Here is a 17,303-nt window from a genome sequence, read left to right as displayed (position 1 = left end):
TGTCAACTCCTCGTACGGATGATCGGTTTCGAAGACTTCGCCGGGTTCCGTCAGGTGATGGTCGATAGGCTGTCGTCTTCATGGTCACGAGTTAACTCGTTGTAGCGGTCGGCAGAAATGAACCGGCGATGCACCGGCGATGCACTGGTGATGCATCCGGGAAGGCGGATCAGCAGTGATCTTCATCGACAGGTGGACCGGTCGCGAGGCTGTCGCCCTTCAACGCGCGATGCGCTTGACCAATGAGGGATTCGCACAACATCTGGGAATGGCCACACGCACCGTTGCCGGATGGCACGCCCGGCCGGAAAGGGTTGTCGTTCCTGTCACCCAATCCATCCTGGACACTGCCCTCCATCAGGCGGAAGAGGCAGTACAGACCCGGTTTCGACACGTCCTGGACAACGTATTGGGCGCGGCACCAGGCTCGGCACACATCTCGTCCGTCATGGCAGAAGCCGAGGAGCGACTTACCTCGGATCCGGACGTTGCCGCAGCCTTGACATGGCTGGACCGTTGCACGGATGCGGACGTCGGCAGCAGTCGCGCCAAGGTAACCGATCGACTGACCGCTCTCGATCACGGAAGCCTGCACGATCGTGCATACCGACGCGGACGGATTCAACGAGGAGAGCTCGCGACCGCACTGTCCATCTACTACCGTCTCGGCGCCGGTCACCACCGCGCATACTCCGCCAAATGCGCGGACGACCTACTCGAGACCACCGTTCTCACGACACCCGAATGGCTGGACATCTCACAACCGGTCGCATCCGAGACTTCAAGGTTCAGTCTGTCCGGGCTGCACCAAGAGGCGAGACAACCATTGCCGGCCTTCGTGGCAAGTGCCGCCGTCGAGCGTTTGACCGAAGTAGTCGCCCACCGAACCAAGCTTGTGAACGCTCCGATCTATCGCCTCCTAGGCCATCGGATTTGCCAGGAACGGGTGGAAGCGGCGTTCGCACTGGCGGAGTTCGTGGAATACGCGTTGACCATGGACCTTCTCGAGTGGGAACTCGTCGACGCGTTGATCGACGGCAGGGAAGTGGCGCCGGGTTCCCTGCCACTCCGCGACCACTATCTGGGCGACGTCTCGGCTGTACTGGCCACGCAACGGCGGCTGTGCGTCGGCGGGCCGGTCGCGCTGTGCGCCTTCGCCAGACCCGGTCGGATGTCCCGGGGATCCCCTCCGGACTATGTGCTGTTGGTCCAAGAGCGGGGCAAAAACGTGCTCAACTCGGCACGTCGGCTCGCCGTCATCCCCAAGGCATTTCACGGACCTCTCGTGGACTACGGCGAGGACGCCCACGTGGCCGCCACACTCGAACGAGAGATGGAAGAAGAACTCTTCGGGCGAAGCGACGTCGATTCCACCATGGGCCACATGCGTCACGCAGATCCGATACACCCCAACCGACTCTCTCCACCGATGCGTTGGCTCTCGGAGCATCCGGATCACTGGCGCATGGAACACACCGGCTTCGGCATCAATCTCATAAGCGGAAACTTCGAGTTCGGCACCCTGATCGTGGTGGAGGACGAGGACTGGTGGACTCTGTTCGGCGGTGACATCCAGGCAAACTGGGAGTCGTCGGGGCTACGGCGGTACTCCAGTCTCGACCGACCCGGTCTCGCCGGCCTGGCGGGCGAACCGTCCTGGAGCAATGAAGGGCTCTTCGCGCTCCTCCAGGGTTTCCGACGGCTCTCGGAAATCGGGGGCGCCAGAGTGGACATGCCTAGCATCGAGGTGAGGTTGTAAGTGGCGGACAACTGGTACGGCGGCAACGCCAATGACGACGCCGAGCAGCATCGCGGGTGGCTTCTGGGGCACTTCGTCGATCCGGTGAATGGCGGCGTCCGCGCCACCGGCGATCTCGAAGTGAAGTGGGGCATCCACCCGGCGGGCCAGGCCCGCCCCGAATGGACCGCCGGCGATCAGCGCACCACGATGCTTCTGCTCGTGTCGGGGCGGTTCCGGCTGGATCTCACCACAGGCAGCACGACCCTGGCACGCCAAGGCGACTACGTCGTCTGGGGGCCCGGAATCGACCACTCCTGGGCGGCCGAGGAGGACTCGGTGGTCGTGACGATCCGTTGGCCGTCCATCCCCGGGCACTGAAGACCGACCCGGCGCCATCGACGCGAGGTCAGGGATGAAACGCCGAACGCCGGCCGGGGTGATCGGCTTGCCCGGCCGGCGTTCGAGGGGTGCTTTCGGGTCAGACGCTGACGCCGAAGTCCTTGGCGATGCCCGCGAGGCCGGAGGCGTAGCCCTGGCCGAGGGCGCGGAACTTCCAGTCGGTGCCCGCGCGGTACAGCTCGCCGAACAGCATCGCGGTCTCGGTGGAGGCGTCCTCGGAGAGGTCGTAGCGGGCCAGCTCGACGTTGTCCGCGGCGTTCAGCACGCGGATGAACGCGTTGCGGACCTGGCCGAACGACTGCTTGCGGTTCTCCGCGTCGTAGACCGAGACCGGGAAGACGACCTTGTCCACGTCGGCGGGCAGGCCGGCGAGGTTGACCTTGATCTGCTCGTCGTCGCCCTCGCCCTCACCGGTGCGGTTGTCGCCGGTGTGCTCGACAGTGCCGTCCGGGGTCTTCATGTTGTTGAAGAACACGAAGTGCTGGTCGGAATAGACCTTGCCGGTCGCGTTCACGACGATCGCGCTCGCGTCGAGGTCGAAGTCCTCGCCCGTGGTCGTGCGCAGGTCCCAGCCGAGGCCGACGACGACGGCGGTCAGGCCAGGGGCCTCCTTGGTGAGGGAGACGTTTCCGCCCTTGCTCAGGCTCACGGCCATGGATGGTGTCCTTCCAGAGGATGTCTGACGTCGCGGACGACGCTACTGCTACTGATCCGGACGTGCAGCAGGCACGCGTAAGTTCCCGAACACCCCGAAAGGGGCCGTCAAGGTGGCGGTGATCACGGGGTGCGACCCGGCGCCAGGTTATTGACGGTTCGTCAGATCAGCCGTTCAATGGCTGGAACAAACAGGGATACGACTATTAGTCATATCCGGCTCACATCCAGCTTCGCACCCCTGGGGGCAGCCATGTCCAGCGCAACGACGCCGTCGGCCGGGATCGATCAGGCGCGGATGCGCCAGGTCATGGGGCACTTCGCGACCGGAGTCACCGTGGTCACGGCGATCCACGACGGCGCGCCGGTGGGCATGGCCTGCCAGTCGTTCACGTCGCTCTCGCTGGAGCCGGCCTACATCTCCATCGCCCCGGCCCTCACCTCGACGACCTACCCGAAGGTGCGCACCGCCGGCCGCTTCGTGGTCAACATCCTGGCCGAGGACCAGCAGGACGTGTGCCGGGCGATGGGCCGCAGCGGCGGCGACAAGTTCGCCGGCGTCGACTGGTCGCCCGCCGGCAACGGCGCGCCGCGGCTGGCCGGCGCGGTGGCCTGGATCGAGTGCGACATCGCGCACGAGTTGCCCGGCGGCGACCACGTGATCGTGATCGGCGCGGTGACCGCCCTGGACCTGCCCCGGGACACCGCCCCGCTGATGTTCCACAAGGGCCGCTACGCCCGCCTGGCCGCATAGCCCGCCGGACGCGACCTCAGCCCCCGGCGCCCGGCAACAACCCGTCCGCCATCGCCACCGTGACCGCGGCGGTGCGGTCGTCGACGCCGAGCTTGTTGAACGTGCGCAGCAGGTGCGTCTTGACCGTGGCCTCGCTGATGTACAGCTCGCGGCCGATCTCGGCGTTGGTCATCCCGCGCGCGACCAGACCGAGCACCTGCGTCTCGCGCGGGCTCAGCGCGTCGCGCACCGGTGCCTTCATCCGGGTGACCAGCTTGGCCGCCACCGGCGGCGCCAGCACCGTCTCGCCGCGCGCCGCGGCCCGGATCGCGGCGGCCAGTTCCACCCTCGGGGTGTCCTTGAGCAGGTAGCCGGTCGCGCCCGCCTCGACCGCGCGCACGATGTCGGCGTCGGTGTCGTACGTGGTCAGGATCAGCACATGGACCCCGGGCAGTTCGCGCACGATCCGCCGGGTCGCGGCGACGCCGTCGGTCCCGGGCATCCGCAGGTCCATCAACACCACGTCGGGCCGCAGTTCGGCGGCCTCGTCCACGGCCTGTGCGCCATCCTCGACGGAGGCGACCACCTCGAAATCGGGCTCGGCCGCGAGCATGCCCGCGAGACCCTCCCGCACCACGGGATGGTCGTCGGCGATGAGCAGCCGGATCACTGCGGTACCTCCACGCGTACGGTCGTGCCCCGGCCGGGAGCCGAGACCACCTCGGCCTCTCCGCCGACCTGTGCGAGACGGGCTCGCATACCGGGAAGACCGTATCCCCCCTTCCCCGACCCCGGTTCGAAGCCCCGTCCGTCGTCCACCACGGTCAGCCTGGTGGCGAACGGCCGATAGGCCAGTTCCACCACCACGGACTTCGCCTCCGCGTGCTTGCGGATGTTGGCCAGCGACTCCTGGAGCACCCGGACCAGCACCACCTGCACGGACGAGGACAACTCGTACTCGGTGCCGGCGACCGCGAAGGACGCCGCCACCTCCAACTCCTCGCCGAGCGCGGCGACGGTGCGACCGAGCACCTCGGCGAGCGGTTCGGCCGGCTCGGCGCCCTCGGCCGGGCCCTGGGCGGCGACCAGCGCACGAGCCTCGGCGAGGTTGTCCCGGGCCACCCGCTCGGCCAGGTCCAGCCGTTTGCGGGTGGCCTCGGAGTCGGAGTCCACGGTGATCCCGGCCGCCTGGATCAGCATCAGGATGCTGGTGAAGCCCTGGGCCAGGGTGTCGTGGATCTCGCGCGCCATACGCTCGCGCTCGACCCGTACCCCCGCCTGGTGGTGCGTCTCGGCCAGCTCCGCGCGGGTGGCCTCCAACTCGCGCAGCAGTCGGCCACGCTCCTCCACCCGGTCGGCCAACCACTGGACCAGCCGGGCCATCAGGAAGCTGAAGCCGAGCACGACGACGACCTCCACCACGATGCCCGCCACCGCACCGTGCTCCCAGTGCGCCTTGCGGGCGCGCAGCGCGCCGTTCATACCGAAGACGTAGGTGCTCAGCAACATCGCGGGGATCGTCGCCTCGACGAAGGTGAAGGTCAGCGGCATCAGCACGTACATCAGCACGATTCCCTCGGGATCGTGGAGGCTGAGCGCGGTCACCGCGGCGTAGGCGATCGCGAGGTGGGCCCGGCCGCGCCGGTCCCACTGGGTCGGGTCCACGCCCGGCGGCACCATCACCCAGAACGACACGGGCATGACGAGCAGCACGGCGTAGCACCACGGCGGTGCGTCACGTCCGGCGAACTCGACCGCGGTGATCGCCGCGAGCAGGAAGTAGGCGCCGCGGTAGACGGTGGCCAGTTTGGCCCCGAAGGCCAACTCCTCCGCGTCCTGCGCGTCGGCGGTCGTCATGGTCACCGCTCGTTCTCGATCCACCTGAATGTCCTGATCCACACGACCAAGGCGACCACACCCCACGCGGCCAAGACCAGGGCCACCCGACCGTGCTCCCACGAGCCCGCCGGCTCCACCGCCTGGAATGTGTCCGGCAGGAAGACCGAGCGCATCCCCTGGGTGAGCCACTTCAGCGGAAACAGCGCAGCGAACTGTTGGACGCCCTGCGGCAGTTGGCTCGGCTCGACGAACACGCCCGAGACGAACTGAAGCACCGTGAAGGGCAGGATGATCAGCGCCCCGTTGGCGCCCTTGCGCATCAGCCCGCTCGCGGCCAGGCCCAGCAGTGTGGCCACGGTCACGCCCAGGACGAACACCCAGGCGAAGGTCAGCCACCGCGTCGGGTCGTGCGGAAGGGTCAGGTCCAGGCCCACCACCCCGACCACGAGCAGCAGCGCGACCTGGGCCAGGCTGACCACGATCACCTGGGCGATCTTGCCCAGGAGGTACGCCGCCGGCGGCATCGGCGTGCCGCGCAGCCGCTTGAGCGTGCCGTCCTGGCGTTCGGCGGCCACCGCGAGCGCCAGGCCCTGGAATCCGGCGGAGACGATGCCGACCGCGATCATGCCCGCCGCGTGCACCTGGCTCTGGGCCACACCGGTGCCCTCCACCGTGCCGCCGCTGATCAGCGCGAGCAGTACCAGGAGCAGCACCGGCATCGCGAAGGTCACCGCCATCTGCTCGCGGTGTCGGGCGAACATCTTCAGTTCGAGGCGGGTCCGCGCCGCCACGACGGTTCCCCTCGGCATCGACATCACCGGGCTCCGATCAGGTCGAGATAGACGTCTTCCAGGGACGGTCGGGTCACGGTCAGTTCGGGTACCTCGCCGCCGAACCTGGCTGCGAGCCGGGCCACGTCGGCGGTCGGTTCGGCGGTGGCGAGTTCGTGCGTGCCCTCGGCATCGCGCCAGCGCAGTACCGATCGGGCCAGGTGCCGGCCGCCGAGCCGCTCGGGGGTGTCCACGTCCACGACCCGCCCCGCCCGGATCACCCCGACCCGGTCCGCGAGGTGTTCGGCCTCGTCCAGGTAGTGCGTGGTGAGCAGGATCGTCGTCCCGGCCGCCCGCAGGCCCGCGATCAAGGCCCAGAACCGGCGGCGCACCTCGGGGTCGAACCCGGTGGTCGGCTCGTCCAGGAAGAGCAGCTCCGGCCCGCCCAGGATGCCGAGCGCGACGTCGAGGCGGCGCCGCTGCCCACCGGAGAGGGCGCCGGCCCGGGTGTCCCGCCTGTCGGTCAGCCCGACCGCCTCGATCACCTCGTCGGGATCGCGGGGCCTGGGGTAGTAGTGCGCGAAGTGCCGCACACTCTCGCGCACGGTCAGCCCGGACACGTCCGCCGACTCCTGGAGCACGATGCCGATCCGGGCCCGCCACCGCGCCCCGGCTCGCGCCGGATCCACGCCCAGGACGGCGACCTCGCCCGCGTCGCGCGAGCGGTAGCCCTCCAGGATCTCGGTCGTGGTGGTCTTGCCCGCCCCGTTCGGGCCGAGCAGTGCGAAGATCTCGCCCCGGCGCACGTCCAGGTCCAGTCCGTCCACCGCCCGATGTCCGCCGTACGCGCGCCGCAACCCGCGCACCCTGATCGCCGTTTCGGCGCCGCCCGCCTCGCCCGCCGGGGCGAGTGTCCGTTCCGCTGTCATGCCTCGACGATGGCGCAGCGGGCTCGGGCGCCGGGACGTACGAACGACGGACGCCGGGTGTCCACCGAACGACGGACAGCGGCGCGGGAGCGCTCGACGGGTCAGCCGGCGAGGCGTTCGCGCAACTCGCCGACGGGCTCGGCGGTTTCCGTGTGCGCGACGGGGCGCCGGGCGACCGGGGCGAACCGCGCGGAATGTGACCGATTCCGCAGTTTGCCGCAACCGGTTCGGTGGGAGCATGGCCGGGTCGGGGAATCGTTCGCGAAGGGATCTCGGATGACTGCGCAGGCTGAGGTGACGGCCGGTCGAAACCCGTCCGGAGCAGGGGAATCCACGCTCTTCGATCCGACCGTCGCGGCGCCGCCCCTGGTCGACGTGGCGCGCCTGGGGTTCGAGGGGCCGCTGGCGGCGAGCGCCGCCGCGTGGGCCGAGGACGCGGTGTACTGGGAATACACGAAGGCGGCCAACCCGATCGGCTCGGGCCACATCACACCCGTCCCGGTGCAGCGTTTTCCGGCCGAACTGCACACCGGCGGCGACACCCGGGTGGTCCCGCTCGACCTCGCCGAGCCGATGCGGATCGAGGGCGGCCCGGCGACCAGTCCGGCACTGCTGGCCAACTTCGTCCGGATCAACGCGGGCGACCGGCTCGCGGTGCGGCCCAACGCCACCTCGCAGCTGTACTACGTGCTGTACGGGCGGGGCCTGTCACTGGTCGGCGGCCAGGCCGTGGAGTGGGAGAAGGGCGACTTCCTGGTCCTGCCCGACCTGGGCGAGATCACCCACCACGCGACCCAGGACGCCGTGCTCTATTGGGTGCACGACGAGCCCCTGTTGCGCTACCTCGGGGTCGTGCCGAGCACGGCCCGGTTCCGGCCGACCAAGTTCGCCCGGCATCGTGCGGTCGAGGAGCTGACCCGGATCGCCGAGGCGCCCGGCGCCAACGCCAAGAACCGGGTCAGCGTGCTGCTGAACACCGTCGACCAGGACCGGACGTTGACCGTCACCCACACCCTGTGGGCGATGTTCGGCCTGCTGCCGGTGGACCAGATCCAGCGCCCGCACCGCCACCAGTCGGTCGCGCTCGATCTGATCCTGGACTGCGAGCCGGGCTGCTACACGCTGCTCGGCGACCGGCTGGACGAGCGCGGCGAGATCGTCGACCCGCTGCGGGTGGACTGGGAACCGGGCGGCGCGTTCGTCACCCCGCCCGGAAAGTGGCACGCCCACCACAACGAGTCGGGCAGCCCGGCACACCTGATCCCGATTCAGGACGCGGGACTCCAGACGTATCTGCGCAGCCTGGACATCCGCTTCAGCGACCGGCGCTAGATGTATCCACCCAGGGCTTCCCGGCCATGCCCCTCCGTGAGGCGGGAATTCCCTGACGGAGGCGCACGGTCGGGGCGAGGGTCCCTCAACCCTGGGCCGGCGCGGAACCCGCTCGGGCGGTGTGTCCGTCGTCTTCCACATGACGAGGGGGATTCCGTCGCGCGGGCAGGTTGGGGAGCCACCGCGCAGCGATGAGTCGGGGGGCCTGTCCTTCCGTGTGTCGGGGCCTACCCAGGTTTTGGGCCCCGACGGACGCGCGTTGAACATCGGACCCAGGCGGCAGCGGGAGTTGCTGACCCTGCTGCTGCTCCGGCCGGGGGTGGCCGTGCCGGTGGAGCGGCTGGCCGAGGAATTGTGGAACGGGCGTCCGCCGCCCGGGGCCCGGTCGACGCTGCACGCCTATCTGTCCGGCCTGCGCCGGGTGTTGGAGCCGGGGCGGCGGGCGCCCTACCGCCTGTTGACTACGCGCGATGACTCCTACGCCCTGGAGGTGCCGGCCGGGAGCCTGGACGTGGTGCGGCTGTGCGCGCTGACCGACGCGGGGCGCGCGGCGGGTGCGGTGGGGGCGTACGAGCGAGCGGACGAACTGCTCGGTGAGGCACGCCTGTTGTGGCGGGGCGAGCCGTTCGCCGAGCTGGCCGACCACGACGCGGCCGCGTCCGAACGGGCCCGGCTGGTCGAGGAGTACACCTCGCTGCGCGAGGAGGCGGCCGAGTACCGGTTGGCGATGGGCGCGCACGCGTCGGCGATCGGCGACCTGATGTCGCTGGTCCGGGCGTACCCGCTGCGGGAGCGGCCGAGGGCGCAACTCGTGCTCGCCCTCTACCGATCCGGTCGGCAGGCGGAGGCGCTGCAGGTCCTGGAGGCGGGTCGCCGGTTGTGCGCAGAGGAACTCGGCCTGGATCCGGGCCCGCGCCTGCGCGACCTCCAGGCGGCCATCCTGCGCCAGGACCCGGCGCTGAGCGCGCCCCCACGCCCGCCGGCGCCCGCGCCGATCTGCGGGCACCGCCGCCCCCTCGTGGGCGGCCGGGCCCATCACCCGCGCCCGCACCGGGATTCGCCGCACCGACGGCGCTGACGCGTGCCTTCACTGCTCCCGGCGGCCGAAAACGCACGGGTGGTGTCCGAGGCCGCGAGCCTCGGACACCCTCGCCCACAACCTTCACACACAGCCTGTGGACAACCTTGTCGTCAGCCTTCGTCGATCACGGGCGGCTCCGGCGGGTCGGTGCGGTGGAAGTGGAATGTGCAGTGGGTGTCGCCGTGGCCGATGGTGCCGGCGCGGTCGAAGCGCAGACCGTGTCGGTTCGGGTCGATGGCCCGGATCCAGTTCAGGTCGAAGGCGCACATCGCAGGCGTCAACTCCGGGGCGGAGTTGGCGACCAGCACGTCGTGGTAGAAGCAGCGGTGGATGTCGAGGAGGTAGCGCCGGTCGTCGTCCGCCGGGCGAACGAAGGTGAAGGTCCGTCCGAAGGACTCCTCCTCGCGGGACTTCGACAGCGCGACGATCGCCGCGAACGGGTCGGGCGCGGCATCGAGCATCGCCGCGGTGGCCGACTCGGTGATCGCGCCGAGCGGTTCGACGATCGCGTCCCGGACGAGGGCGACGGCGTCGTCGCGATCCAGGTGCGGCCGCAGGATCCGGTACGCCGCGACCAGCGCGAGGGTGATCCGCAGGTTGTGCCGGGACGGCTCGTCGTCGATCAGGTGCGCGTTGGCGACTTCGAGTTCGCGGTGCAGCGCGGTCGCATCGCCCGGGAGGCACTCCGGCAGGCCCCGCTCGCGAACCGCGTTCGCGATGTGCGCGACGAAGGCCTCCAGCAGGATCGTGGTGTCCCGCTCGGCGTCCGGCGTATACCCGCCGTCGCCGAAGGTGTCGTGGTCGGTGGTCATCATGGCCCTTCCGAGACAGGCCCGGATCCGGGAAACGACCGCACACCGCCGAGGCGGAGCCGCGCCGAACCCGCATGCCGAGCGAGCCCGACAGCACACTCCACCGACCGACCCGGCGCTGACGAACTTCCTTGTGAAGATGGCGTATTGCCGGTATCAGCCTACGACGTCCGGCCGGCTGCGGGGTCAGTCGGCCCAGGTGTAGCCGACATAGTTCTCGGCCAGCGTGGCCATCGCCGCATCGGAGTCGGCCAGATACGCCAACTGCGCCTCCTGGCACCGTCGTTCGAACGCGTCCGCATCCCCACGCGCATGCAACAACGTCGTCATCCAGTACGAGAACTGCTCCGCCCGCCACACCCGCCGCAAACACGCGTCGCTGTAGCCGTCGAGCCCCGCCCGCGACCCGGCCAGGAAAAACTCCTCACACGCCCGCGCCAGCACCCGCACGTCCGCCATCGCGAGATTCAACCCCTTCGCGCCCGTGGGCGGCACGATGTGCGCCGCGTCGCCCGCCAGGAACAGCCGCCCGAAGCTCATCGGCTCGGCCACGAAGCTCCGCATCGGGGTGATGCTCCGCTCCCTGATCGGCCCCTCGTCCAGCGTCCAGCCCGGCAGCGCCAACCGCTCGCGCAACTCCGCCCAGATCCGCTCGTCCGGCCAGTCGGCGAGATCCGCGTCCGGGTCCACCTGGAGATACAGCCGGCTCACCGCACGCGAGCGCATGCTGTGCAGCGCGAACCCCCGCTCGTTGTAGGCGTAGATCAGATCGTCGGTGGACGGCGCCACATCCGCCAGGATGCCCAGCCACGCGAACGGATGGACCCGCTCGTGAATCTTCAGCACATCCGCCGGAATCGCCCCGCGCGAGACGCCGTGGAACCCGTCGCACCCCGCCACCAGGTCGCACTCCAGCACCTCCTCCACACCGTCGCGCAGGAACCGCACGCGCGGCGCGTCGCCGTCGATGCCCTCGATCGCGGTCACCGGCGCGTCGAAGTACATCCGCGCGCCCTCGGCGACCCGCTTGGCGATCAGGTCCTTGACGATCTCGGTCTGCCCGTACACGGTCACCGACCGCCCCCCGGTCCGGCTCGGGAAGTCGATGTGCCGATCCCGACCGGCGAAGCGCAGATGGATCCCGTGATGGACCAGCCCCTCACGATCCAGCCGGTTCGCCGCGCCGGCCTCGCGCAGCACGTCGACCGTGGCCTGCTCCAGCATGCCCGCCCGCTGCCGGCCCTCGCAGTACGCGCGATCGCGCGCCTCCAGCAACACCGCGTCGATCCCACGATCGTGCAGCAGTTGCGACAGCAGCAGACCCGCAGGCCCCGCACCGATGATCGCGACCCGTGTCCGCATCCGCCCGCTCCTCGTCCCGCCCTACCCGATCCGCCTCAGGCTCGCCCATCGCGGGCCCGGCCGACCCGCCCGCCTTCCGGTGGCCGGAAGCCGGTGCACCCGGTCGAGTTTGCTCGGCGCGGACCCGGCAAGGGATGGGATGTCGAGCACGGCCGGATACCTCCGCTATGCGGAGTGCATCCGCTGTTCCACCGAAAGGCACGATCCGAGACCCGACACTCCTGGAGTCCCCCGTGAACACGGCAGCGACCATCGTCCTGATCGTGGTGATCGTCGTCCTCCTCGCCGGCGCGGCCGTCCTCGTGGGCCGCCCGATGATGCGACGCAAGCACCTGCAAGACCGCTTCGGCCCCGAGTACGACAAGGCGGTCGAACAGTACGGCGACCGACGCCTGGCCGAACGCCGGCTGGCCGATCGCGAGCGCAAGCACCGCGACCTCGACCTCAAACCCCTGGAGCCCGCCGCGCGGGAGCAGTACGCCACCGAGTGGACCAACGTCCAGGAACGTTTCGTGGACGCCCCCGGCGACGCGGTGGCCGAGGCCGACGCGCTGATCACCCGGCTGATGCACGAGCGCGGCTACCCCACCGGCGCACACGACACGCGGATCGAACTGCTGTCCGTGGAGCACGGCCACACCCTCGAGCACTACCGCCAGGCGCACGAGATCGCCCGACTCAACGAGGCCGGCCGCGCCGAGACCGAGGACCTGCGCCAGGCGATGATCCACCACCGGGCCCTGTTCGACGACCTGTTGGGGCAGACGTATCGCCCCAGGAACAGCGCCGCGTCCAGGGGCGCGCACAACCATCGGACCGGCACGACGGACCCGACGGGCACGCCCGGTACGACCGGTACGACCGGTACGACCACGACAGCGGCCGAATACGACACGCGGGCACCCCGATTCGACACCACGAAGCCGGAGACCCGCTGACCGGGTACACACCCGGGTAGGCATGGACAAAGCGGAAGACGAATCGGAAGACCGACCACACCGGAGCGGTCCCGAACGGGGGACGCTCGAAGGAACGGCGCCACGGCCAGTCGTACCGGACGAGAGGACCCAGACCGATGCGCAAGACGAACTCCCCGAACGCGCCGAGTACTTCCGGCGCCCCGCCGGAAGACGCGCCCGTCGTCGAGCGTGACGACCGCGACCGCGCCGCCCGCCAGGCCCGGATCACCGACGGCGCCGGCCCGATCCCGCCCGCGCCCACCGACCCGCCGCCGGCCCCGGCTGCCGATCTGCCGCACCGCCGGCACGACGACGTGGAGCCGTACGGGACCTCGGTCCTGCCGGTGCGCGGCGCGGGCAAGAGCAGCACGGCCGCGGCCGGTGCCGGGACGGCGAGTGCGAACGGTCGCCGGCCGGCGGCGCGGCGCACCCCCGCGCGCCGTACCGTCGCCGGCGACGCGCTGGTCGACCGGGACACCGGCGAGGAGTTGAACGCCCGCTTCCGGGACACCCTGTCGACCTTCGTGGACAGCCCCGCCGAAGCGGTCTCCGACGCCGACGAGGTGACCGCGCAGGTGGCCAAGCTGGCGACCGACGCCATCCAGGCCCGGCGCGCCGAGTTGGAGCAGCTGCGGCGCGAGGCCGGGGACGACACCGAGCAACTGCGGCTCGCCCTGCAGAAGTACCGGGCCTTCGTACAGGTGATGCTCAAGCTCTGAGGACGTGATCCCCGGTGGGGACTGTCACCCACGCGGGTGACAGTCCCCACCCGCGCCCTCGTCCGCGTCGGCGCCGATGTCCCCACTCCCGGACCAGTGCAGCGCCACGTCACGGGACAGTGCCCGAGCCGCCGTGGTCACCGTCGGCACCAGCCGCCGCAGGTCGGCCGTACGCCGCCCGGTCACCAGGGACAACGCCGCGACCACCGTGTCGTGCCGATCCCGGATCGGCGCCGCCACCGAGTGCGCGCCGACCGTCATCTCCCCCGACGTGGTGGCCACTCCGGTGCGCCGGACCTCGGCCAGGCACCCGCGCAGCCGCTCCGCATCGGTGATGGTGCGCTCGGTGTGCGCGGCCAACGGCTGTGCCAGCACCCGCTCGCGCAACTGTCGGGGCGCGTAGGCGAGCAACACCTTGCCGACCCCGGTGGCGTGCAGCGGCAACTCCACGCCCACGCGGGTGACGATCGGCATCGAGCGGGTGCCGCGCAGGCGTTCCAGATACAGCGCCTTGCCGTCGCGCAGCACCGCGAGCTGCACGTTCTCGTGGGTCGCCTCGTACAGGTCCTCCATGTGCGGCAGCGCCAGATCGCGCAGATCGGTCGCGGCGTGCGCCTGCGCGCCGATGTGCCACAGCTTGACCCCGACCCGATACGACCCGTCGTCCAGCCGCTCCAGAAAACCCCCGCCGACCAGCTCGGCGACGAGGCGATGCCCGGTGGCGAGCGCCAGATCGGCCCGCCTGCACACCTCCGTCAGGGTCAACCGGCCGTCCCCGGCCGCGAACGCGCCGAGGATGGCCATCACCTTGCCGGTCACCGTGACGGGCGTCATCGGCGGCCCTCCCTCACTCGCCCAGCTCGGCCCGGACCCGCTGCGCCACCGCGAAGGCGCTGTTCGCCGCCGGCACGCCGCAATAGACGGCGGTCTGCAACAGCACCTCCTTGATCTCGTCCCAGCTCAGGCCATTGGTCCGGGCCGCCTTCAGGTGCATCGCGAGTTCGTCCAAGTGGTGGCCGGCCACCAGGGCGGTGAGGGTGACGCAGCTGCGGGTACGGCGGTCCAGGCCGGGACGGGTCCAGATCTCGCCCCACGCGTAGCGGGTGATCAGGTCCTGGTAGTCGGCGGTCAGTTCGGTGGTACCCGCGACCGCCCGATCCACATGCGCGTCGCCCAGCACCTCGCGCCGCACCCGCATCCCGTCGGCGTGGCTCATCCCCGCACCCCCGCCGCCAGGTGCGCCAGCATCGCCGAGGTGACCGCCTCGGCCTGCTGGATGTTCGCCAGGTGCGCGGCGTCGGCGACCTCCACCAGCGTCGCGTCGGGGATGCCGGCGGCCAGCTCGCGGGCGTGTTCGAGCGGCGTGGACGGGTCCCGCTCGGCGCCGATCACCAGCGTGGGCGCGCTGATCCGGCCCAGCTCGGCGCGCAGGTCGTAGCCCGCGAGCGCGTCGCAACAACCGGCGTAGCCCTCCGGCGGGCAGGCGTACAACATCTCCAGGATCCGCTGCACCGCGGCCGGCTCGCGTTCGATGTACTCCGGGGTGAACCAGCGCCGGATCACCGTGTCGGCGAGTTGCCGCATGCCCTGCGCACGCACCGTCGCGGCCCGCTCCCGCCAGCCCTCGGGCTCACCGAATCGCGCCGAGGTGCAACACGCGATCAGCCCGGTCAGCCGCTCGGGATGATGCACGCCCATCCACAGGCCGACCGCGCCGCCGAGCGAGACCCCGGCGTAGGCGAACCGCCTGATCCCGTACGAGTCGGCCAGCGTCAGCACGTCGCCGACCAGGTCGGCGATCGAGTCGGTGCCCGGTACCGGGTGCGAGCGACCGTGTCCGCGCAGGTCGTAGCGCAGCACCCGGTGCTCCCTGGACAACTCCGGGATCTGCGCGTCCCACATGCCCAGTTCGGTGCCGAGCGAGGGGCCGAGGATCACCACCGGGGCGTCGGCCGGGCCGTCGAAGCGGTGGTTGAGCGTAGCGATCGTCATGTGACCTTCTCTTGGAACCGGAACACGGTGCGGTGGTGCGCGAGCGCCCGATCGATCAGGGCCGGGGTGGAGCCGAGATGGCCGGCGGGGTCGAACAGCGTCTCGTCAGCCTCCCCCAGCACATCACGAAGGTGCCGGCCGGTTCGCGCCGAGGTCCGGGAGGCGTCGGTGAGCAGCCGGCGAGCCTGCGTCGCGCCGTGCTCGGCGGTCAACTCGGCGACCAGCCGCTCGGACACGATCCGCCCTCCGGTCAGCTCCAGGTTGGCCCGCATGCGGTCCGGGAAGACGACCAGCCCCTCGGCCAGTTCGGCCGCCGTCGAGGCCGCGCCGCCCGCCAGGCGCAGTGCCGCGCGCAGCGGCTGCCACTCGGCGTGCCAGGCGCCGGCCGGGCGCTGGTACTCGGCGCCCGCCGCCGAGGCGGCCAGGATCGAGACGTGGCCGGGCACCTGCCGGGCGGCCGCGACGATCAGCACCGACAACACCGGGTTGTGCTTGTGCGGCATCGCCGAGGAACCGCCGCGCCCGGCACCGGTCGCCTCCGCCACCTCGCCCACCTCGGTCTGCCCCAGCAGCGCGACATCGCCGGCGAACTTGCCCAGCGCGCCGGTGATCCGGGCGAGCGCACCGGCCAGGTCCAGGACCGGGGCACGCAGCGTATGCCAGGGCAACACCGGTTCGGCCAAACCCAGTTCCTCGGCGAACGGGGCGAGCAGCGCGACCCCGTGCGCACCGAGCGCGGCCAGGGTGCCCGCCGCGCCACCCAGTTGCGCGGGCAGCGCGGCGCGGACCGCGCGGGTGTGCGCCCAGGCGTCGGTGACCGCGACGCACCAGCCGGCCGCGACCAGCCCGAACGTGGTCGGCACCGCGTGCTGGGTGAGCGTACGACCGGCCTGGAGCGTGTCGCGGTGGCGTTCGGCCAGGTGGGCCAGCGCGGCGGCGGTGCGGGCCAGGTCGGACAGCGTGATGTCCAGGGCGCGGGCGGCGACCAGCATCGCGGCGCTGTCCACGATGTCCTGGCTGGTCGCGCCCAGGTGCACCTGGTCGGCGGCGGCCGGGTCGAGGGCGCGCACCGCCGCTTGGAGGTCCTGGACGAGCGGGACCACCGGGTTGCCCGCACCGCGTGCGCGACGGGCCAGGTCGACCGGGTCGAACGTGCCCCGGGTGCCCGCCTCGATCGCGGCGGCGGCCTCGGCCGGGATCAGCCCGATCCGGGCCTGGGCCCGGGCCAGCGCGGCCTCCACGTCGAGCAGCGCCCGCAGGTACGCGGCGTCGCTCGTGGCCGCTTCGACGGGCGTCCCGGCCCGGACCGGTTCGAGCAGCCCCGCATCGACCTCGTCGTACGCGGGGTCCGGATCGTGGTCGGGCACGGCGTCACGACCGGCCACGGGGTCACGGTCACACGGCAAGGAAAACGGTCTCCTGTTCGCCCTGGATGTGCACATCGAAGCGGTAGGCTCCCGATTCCTCCCGCACGGCGATCAGCGTCTCATGCCGGCTCGCCGGAACCAGCGCGAACAGCGGGTCCGCGTGGCGGTCGTCCTCGGGGAAGTACACCCGGGTGACCACTCGGCGCAGCATGCCGCGCGCGAACACCGACATGGCCAGGTATGGATTCGCGTCGGCCCCGGGCGCACCGGGCCGAACCGTGCTGAACGCGTAGCGGCCGAGCCGGTCCACCGCCGCCCGCCCCCACCCCGTGAAGGTCACCCCGTCGCGCGCGAAGGAACCGGGCGCGCACGGGATCCGGCCCGCCGCGTCGGCCTGCCAGATCTCCACGACGGCGTCCGGGACGGGCACACCCGCGCCGTCGTACACCGTGCCGTGCACCCGGATCGCGCCGGGCGTGTGCGGCGGGACCAGGTCCGGGCCGCCGGCGAAGGGCAGCGCGTAGCCGAAGAACGGCCCGACGGTCTGCGACGGGGTGAGCCCGCCGTCCGGATTCGGCGTGCCGCCCTCGGCGCCGATCGGCCAGGTGTGCATC

General features: G+C 71.0%; 19 protein-coding genes. 7 read left to right on the top strand and 12 right to left on the bottom strand.

Translation table 11 applies throughout. From position 1 onward, the window contains the following. The first annotated feature begins 175 nt into the window (after window positions 1-175). Window positions 176-1,759, top strand: a complete 1,584-nt coding sequence (locus ACFXKZ_RS40475; RefSeq protein ID WP_380009015.1) for a hypothetical protein — start codon at window positions 176-178, stop codon at window positions 1,757-1,759. Beyond that, the gene (locus tag ACFXKZ_RS40470) at window positions 1,760-2,119 is read left to right on the top strand and encodes a signal peptidase I (RefSeq protein ID WP_380009012.1); all 360 of its coding nucleotides are present in this window, start codon (window positions 1,760-1,762) and stop codon (window positions 2,117-2,119) included. A 100-nt stretch (window positions 2,120-2,219) separates the two neighbouring features. On the opposite strand, the gene ACFXKZ_RS40465 is transcribed toward ACFXKZ_RS40470, so the two are convergent. After that, entirely contained in the window at window positions 2,220-2,795 is a 576-nt protein-coding gene (locus ACFXKZ_RS40465; protein WP_380009009.1) for a TerD family protein, read from the bottom strand. A 252-nt stretch (window positions 2,796-3,047) separates the two neighbouring features. Here ACFXKZ_RS40465 and ACFXKZ_RS40460 point away from each other — a divergent pair, with 252 nt between their 5' ends. Beyond that, window positions 3,048-3,548: a flavin reductase family protein gene (locus tag ACFXKZ_RS40460; protein ID WP_380009007.1), complete on the top strand. Its 501-nt coding sequence runs from the start codon at window positions 3,048-3,050 to the stop codon at window positions 3,546-3,548. 16 nt (window positions 3,549-3,564) lie between these two features. On the opposite strand, the gene ACFXKZ_RS40455 is transcribed toward ACFXKZ_RS40460, so the two are convergent. Genes ACFXKZ_RS40455 through ACFXKZ_RS40440 form a run of 4 tightly spaced genes read right to left on the bottom strand, consistent with a single transcriptional unit; the run spans window position 3,565 to window position 7,065 of the window. Then, entirely contained in the window at window positions 3,565-4,197 is a 633-nt protein-coding gene (locus ACFXKZ_RS40455; protein WP_380009004.1) for a response regulator, read from the bottom strand. Further along, a complete protein-coding gene (locus tag ACFXKZ_RS40450; RefSeq protein ID WP_380009001.1) occupies window positions 4,194-5,384 on the bottom strand; it encodes a sensor histidine kinase in 1,191 nt (396 codons plus the stop codon). The genes ACFXKZ_RS40455 and ACFXKZ_RS40450 overlap by 4 nt, the downstream gene beginning before the upstream one ends. Before the next feature lie 2 nt (window positions 5,385-5,386). Continuing rightward, entirely contained in the window at window positions 5,387-6,157 is a 771-nt protein-coding gene (locus ACFXKZ_RS40445; protein ID WP_380008998.1) for an ABC transporter permease, read from the bottom strand. 23 nt (window positions 6,158-6,180) lie between these two features. Beyond that, window positions 6,181-7,065 (bottom strand): ABC transporter ATP-binding protein, encoded by an 885-nt coding sequence (locus ACFXKZ_RS40440; RefSeq protein ID WP_380008995.1) that lies wholly within the window; start codon window positions 7,063-7,065, stop codon window positions 6,181-6,183. Window positions 7,066-7,341: 276 nt separating this feature from the next. On the opposite strand from ACFXKZ_RS40440, the gene ACFXKZ_RS40435 reads away from it, so the two are divergent. Both ACFXKZ_RS40435 and ACFXKZ_RS40430 read left to right on the top strand, forming a co-directional pair. Next, on the top strand, window positions 7,342-8,397 hold the full coding sequence (locus tag ACFXKZ_RS40435) for a cupin (protein ID WP_380008992.1): 1,056 nt from the start codon (window positions 7,342-7,344) through the stop codon (window positions 8,395-8,397). 259 nt (window positions 8,398-8,656) lie between these two features. After that, window positions 8,657-9,475, top strand: a complete 819-nt coding sequence (locus ACFXKZ_RS40430) for a BTAD domain-containing putative transcriptional regulator (RefSeq protein ID WP_380008989.1) — start codon at window positions 8,657-8,659, stop codon at window positions 9,473-9,475. Window positions 9,476-9,588: 113 nt separating this feature from the next. On the opposite strand, the gene ACFXKZ_RS40425 is transcribed toward ACFXKZ_RS40430, so the two are convergent. Both ACFXKZ_RS40425 and ACFXKZ_RS40420 read right to left on the bottom strand, forming a co-directional pair. Next, window positions 9,589-10,293 (bottom strand): L-2-amino-thiazoline-4-carboxylic acid hydrolase, encoded by a 705-nt coding sequence (locus ACFXKZ_RS40425; protein WP_380008986.1) that lies wholly within the window; start codon window positions 10,291-10,293, stop codon window positions 9,589-9,591. A gap of 183 nt (window positions 10,294-10,476) precedes the next feature. Further along, window positions 10,477-11,652 (bottom strand): 4-hydroxybenzoate 3-monooxygenase, encoded by a 1,176-nt coding sequence (locus ACFXKZ_RS40420; protein WP_380008983.1) that lies wholly within the window; start codon window positions 11,650-11,652, stop codon window positions 10,477-10,479. 233 nt (window positions 11,653-11,885) lie between these two features. On the opposite strand from ACFXKZ_RS40420, the gene ACFXKZ_RS40415 reads away from it, so the two are divergent. Together ACFXKZ_RS40415 and ACFXKZ_RS40410 are read left to right on the top strand one after the other, a co-directional pair. After that, entirely contained in the window at window positions 11,886-12,590 is a 705-nt protein-coding gene (locus ACFXKZ_RS40415; protein WP_380008980.1) for a hypothetical protein, read from the top strand. A gap of 137 nt (window positions 12,591-12,727) precedes the next feature. Next, window positions 12,728-13,330 carry a hypothetical protein gene (locus ACFXKZ_RS40410; RefSeq protein WP_380008977.1) on the top strand — a complete coding sequence of 201 codons (603 nt, stop codon included), beginning with the start codon at window positions 12,728-12,730 and terminating at the stop codon, window positions 13,328-13,330. Between the two features lie 24 nt (window positions 13,331-13,354). Here the strand turns inward: ACFXKZ_RS40410 and ACFXKZ_RS40405 are convergent, their stop codons facing one another. Genes ACFXKZ_RS40405 through pcaG form a run of 5 tightly spaced genes read right to left on the bottom strand, consistent with a single transcriptional unit; the run spans window position 13,355 to window position 17,302 of the window. After that, window positions 13,355-14,164 (bottom strand): IclR family transcriptional regulator, encoded by an 810-nt coding sequence (locus ACFXKZ_RS40405; protein ID WP_380008974.1) that lies wholly within the window; start codon window positions 14,162-14,164, stop codon window positions 13,355-13,357. 13 nt (window positions 14,165-14,177) lie between these two features. Continuing rightward, window positions 14,178-14,546, bottom strand: coding sequence for a 4-carboxymuconolactone decarboxylase (gene pcaC, locus ACFXKZ_RS40400; RefSeq protein WP_380008971.1), 369 nt, complete (start codon window positions 14,544-14,546; stop codon window positions 14,178-14,180). Beyond that, the gene (gene pcaD, locus ACFXKZ_RS40395; RefSeq protein WP_380008968.1) at window positions 14,543-15,322 is read right to left on the bottom strand and encodes a 3-oxoadipate enol-lactonase; all 780 of its coding nucleotides are present in this window, start codon (window positions 15,320-15,322) and stop codon (window positions 14,543-14,545) included. The genes pcaC and pcaD overlap by 4 nt, the downstream gene beginning before the upstream one ends. Then, window positions 15,319-16,707 carry a 3-carboxy-cis,cis-muconate cycloisomerase gene (gene pcaB, locus ACFXKZ_RS40390; RefSeq protein ID WP_380008966.1) on the bottom strand — a complete coding sequence of 463 codons (1,389 nt, stop codon included), beginning with the start codon at window positions 16,705-16,707 and terminating at the stop codon, window positions 15,319-15,321. Before pcaB ends, pcaD begins: the two co-directional genes overlap by 4 nt. Window positions 16,708-16,717: 10 nt before the next feature. Next, complete coding sequence (gene pcaG, locus ACFXKZ_RS40385; protein ID WP_380009226.1) at window positions 16,718-17,302, bottom strand: protocatechuate 3,4-dioxygenase subunit alpha; 585 nt, start codon at window positions 17,300-17,302, stop codon at window positions 16,718-16,720. Window position 17,303 lies beyond the last annotated feature (1 nt).

The sequence above is a fragment of the Embleya sp. NPDC059237 genome, assembly GCF_042754105.1.
Taxonomy (GTDB): Bacteria; Actinomycetota; Actinomycetes; order Streptomycetales; family Streptomycetaceae; genus Embleya.
The sequence above is the reverse complement of the archived record's forward strand: the minus strand, read 5'-3'. Positions and strand labels throughout refer to the sequence as shown.

Bases quoted from the DNA above. Each gene is read 5' to 3' on its own strand.
- pcaD (WP_380008968.1), bottom strand. From the start codon at position 15,322: ATGACGATCGCTACGCTCAACCACCGCTTCGACGGCCCGGCCGACGCC.
- pcaC (WP_380008971.1), bottom strand. From the start codon at position 14,546: ATGAGCCACGCCGACGGGATGCGGGTGCGGCGCGAGGTGCTGGGCGAC.
- ACFXKZ_RS40460 (WP_380009007.1), top strand. From the start codon at position 3,048: ATGTCCAGCGCAACGACGCCGTCGGCCGGGATCGATCAGGCGCGGATG.
- ACFXKZ_RS40450 (WP_380009001.1), bottom strand. From the start codon at position 5,384: ATGACGACCGCCGACGCGCAGGACGCGGAGGAGTTGGCCTTCGGGGCC.
- ACFXKZ_RS40440 (WP_380008995.1), bottom strand. From the start codon at position 7,065: ATGACAGCGGAACGGACACTCGCCCCGGCGGGCGAGGCGGGCGGCGCC.
- ACFXKZ_RS40405 (WP_380008974.1), bottom strand. From the start codon at position 14,164: ATGACGCCCGTCACGGTGACCGGCAAGGTGATGGCCATCCTCGGCGCG.
- ACFXKZ_RS40410 (WP_380008977.1), top strand. From the start codon at position 12,728: ATGCGCAAGACGAACTCCCCGAACGCGCCGAGTACTTCCGGCGCCCCG.
- ACFXKZ_RS40465 (WP_380009009.1), bottom strand. From the start codon at position 2,795: ATGGCCGTGAGCCTGAGCAAGGGCGGAAACGTCTCCCTCACCAAGGAG.
- ACFXKZ_RS40435 (WP_380008992.1), top strand. From the start codon at position 7,342: ATGACTGCGCAGGCTGAGGTGACGGCCGGTCGAAACCCGTCCGGAGCA.
- pcaG (WP_380009226.1), bottom strand. From the start codon at position 17,302: ATGCACACCTGGCCGATCGGCGCCGAGGGCGGCACGCCGAATCCGGAC.
- ACFXKZ_RS40420 (WP_380008983.1), bottom strand. From the start codon at position 11,652: ATGCGGACACGGGTCGCGATCATCGGTGCGGGGCCTGCGGGTCTGCTG.
- ACFXKZ_RS40425 (WP_380008986.1), bottom strand. From the start codon at position 10,293: ATGATGACCACCGACCACGACACCTTCGGCGACGGCGGGTATACGCCG.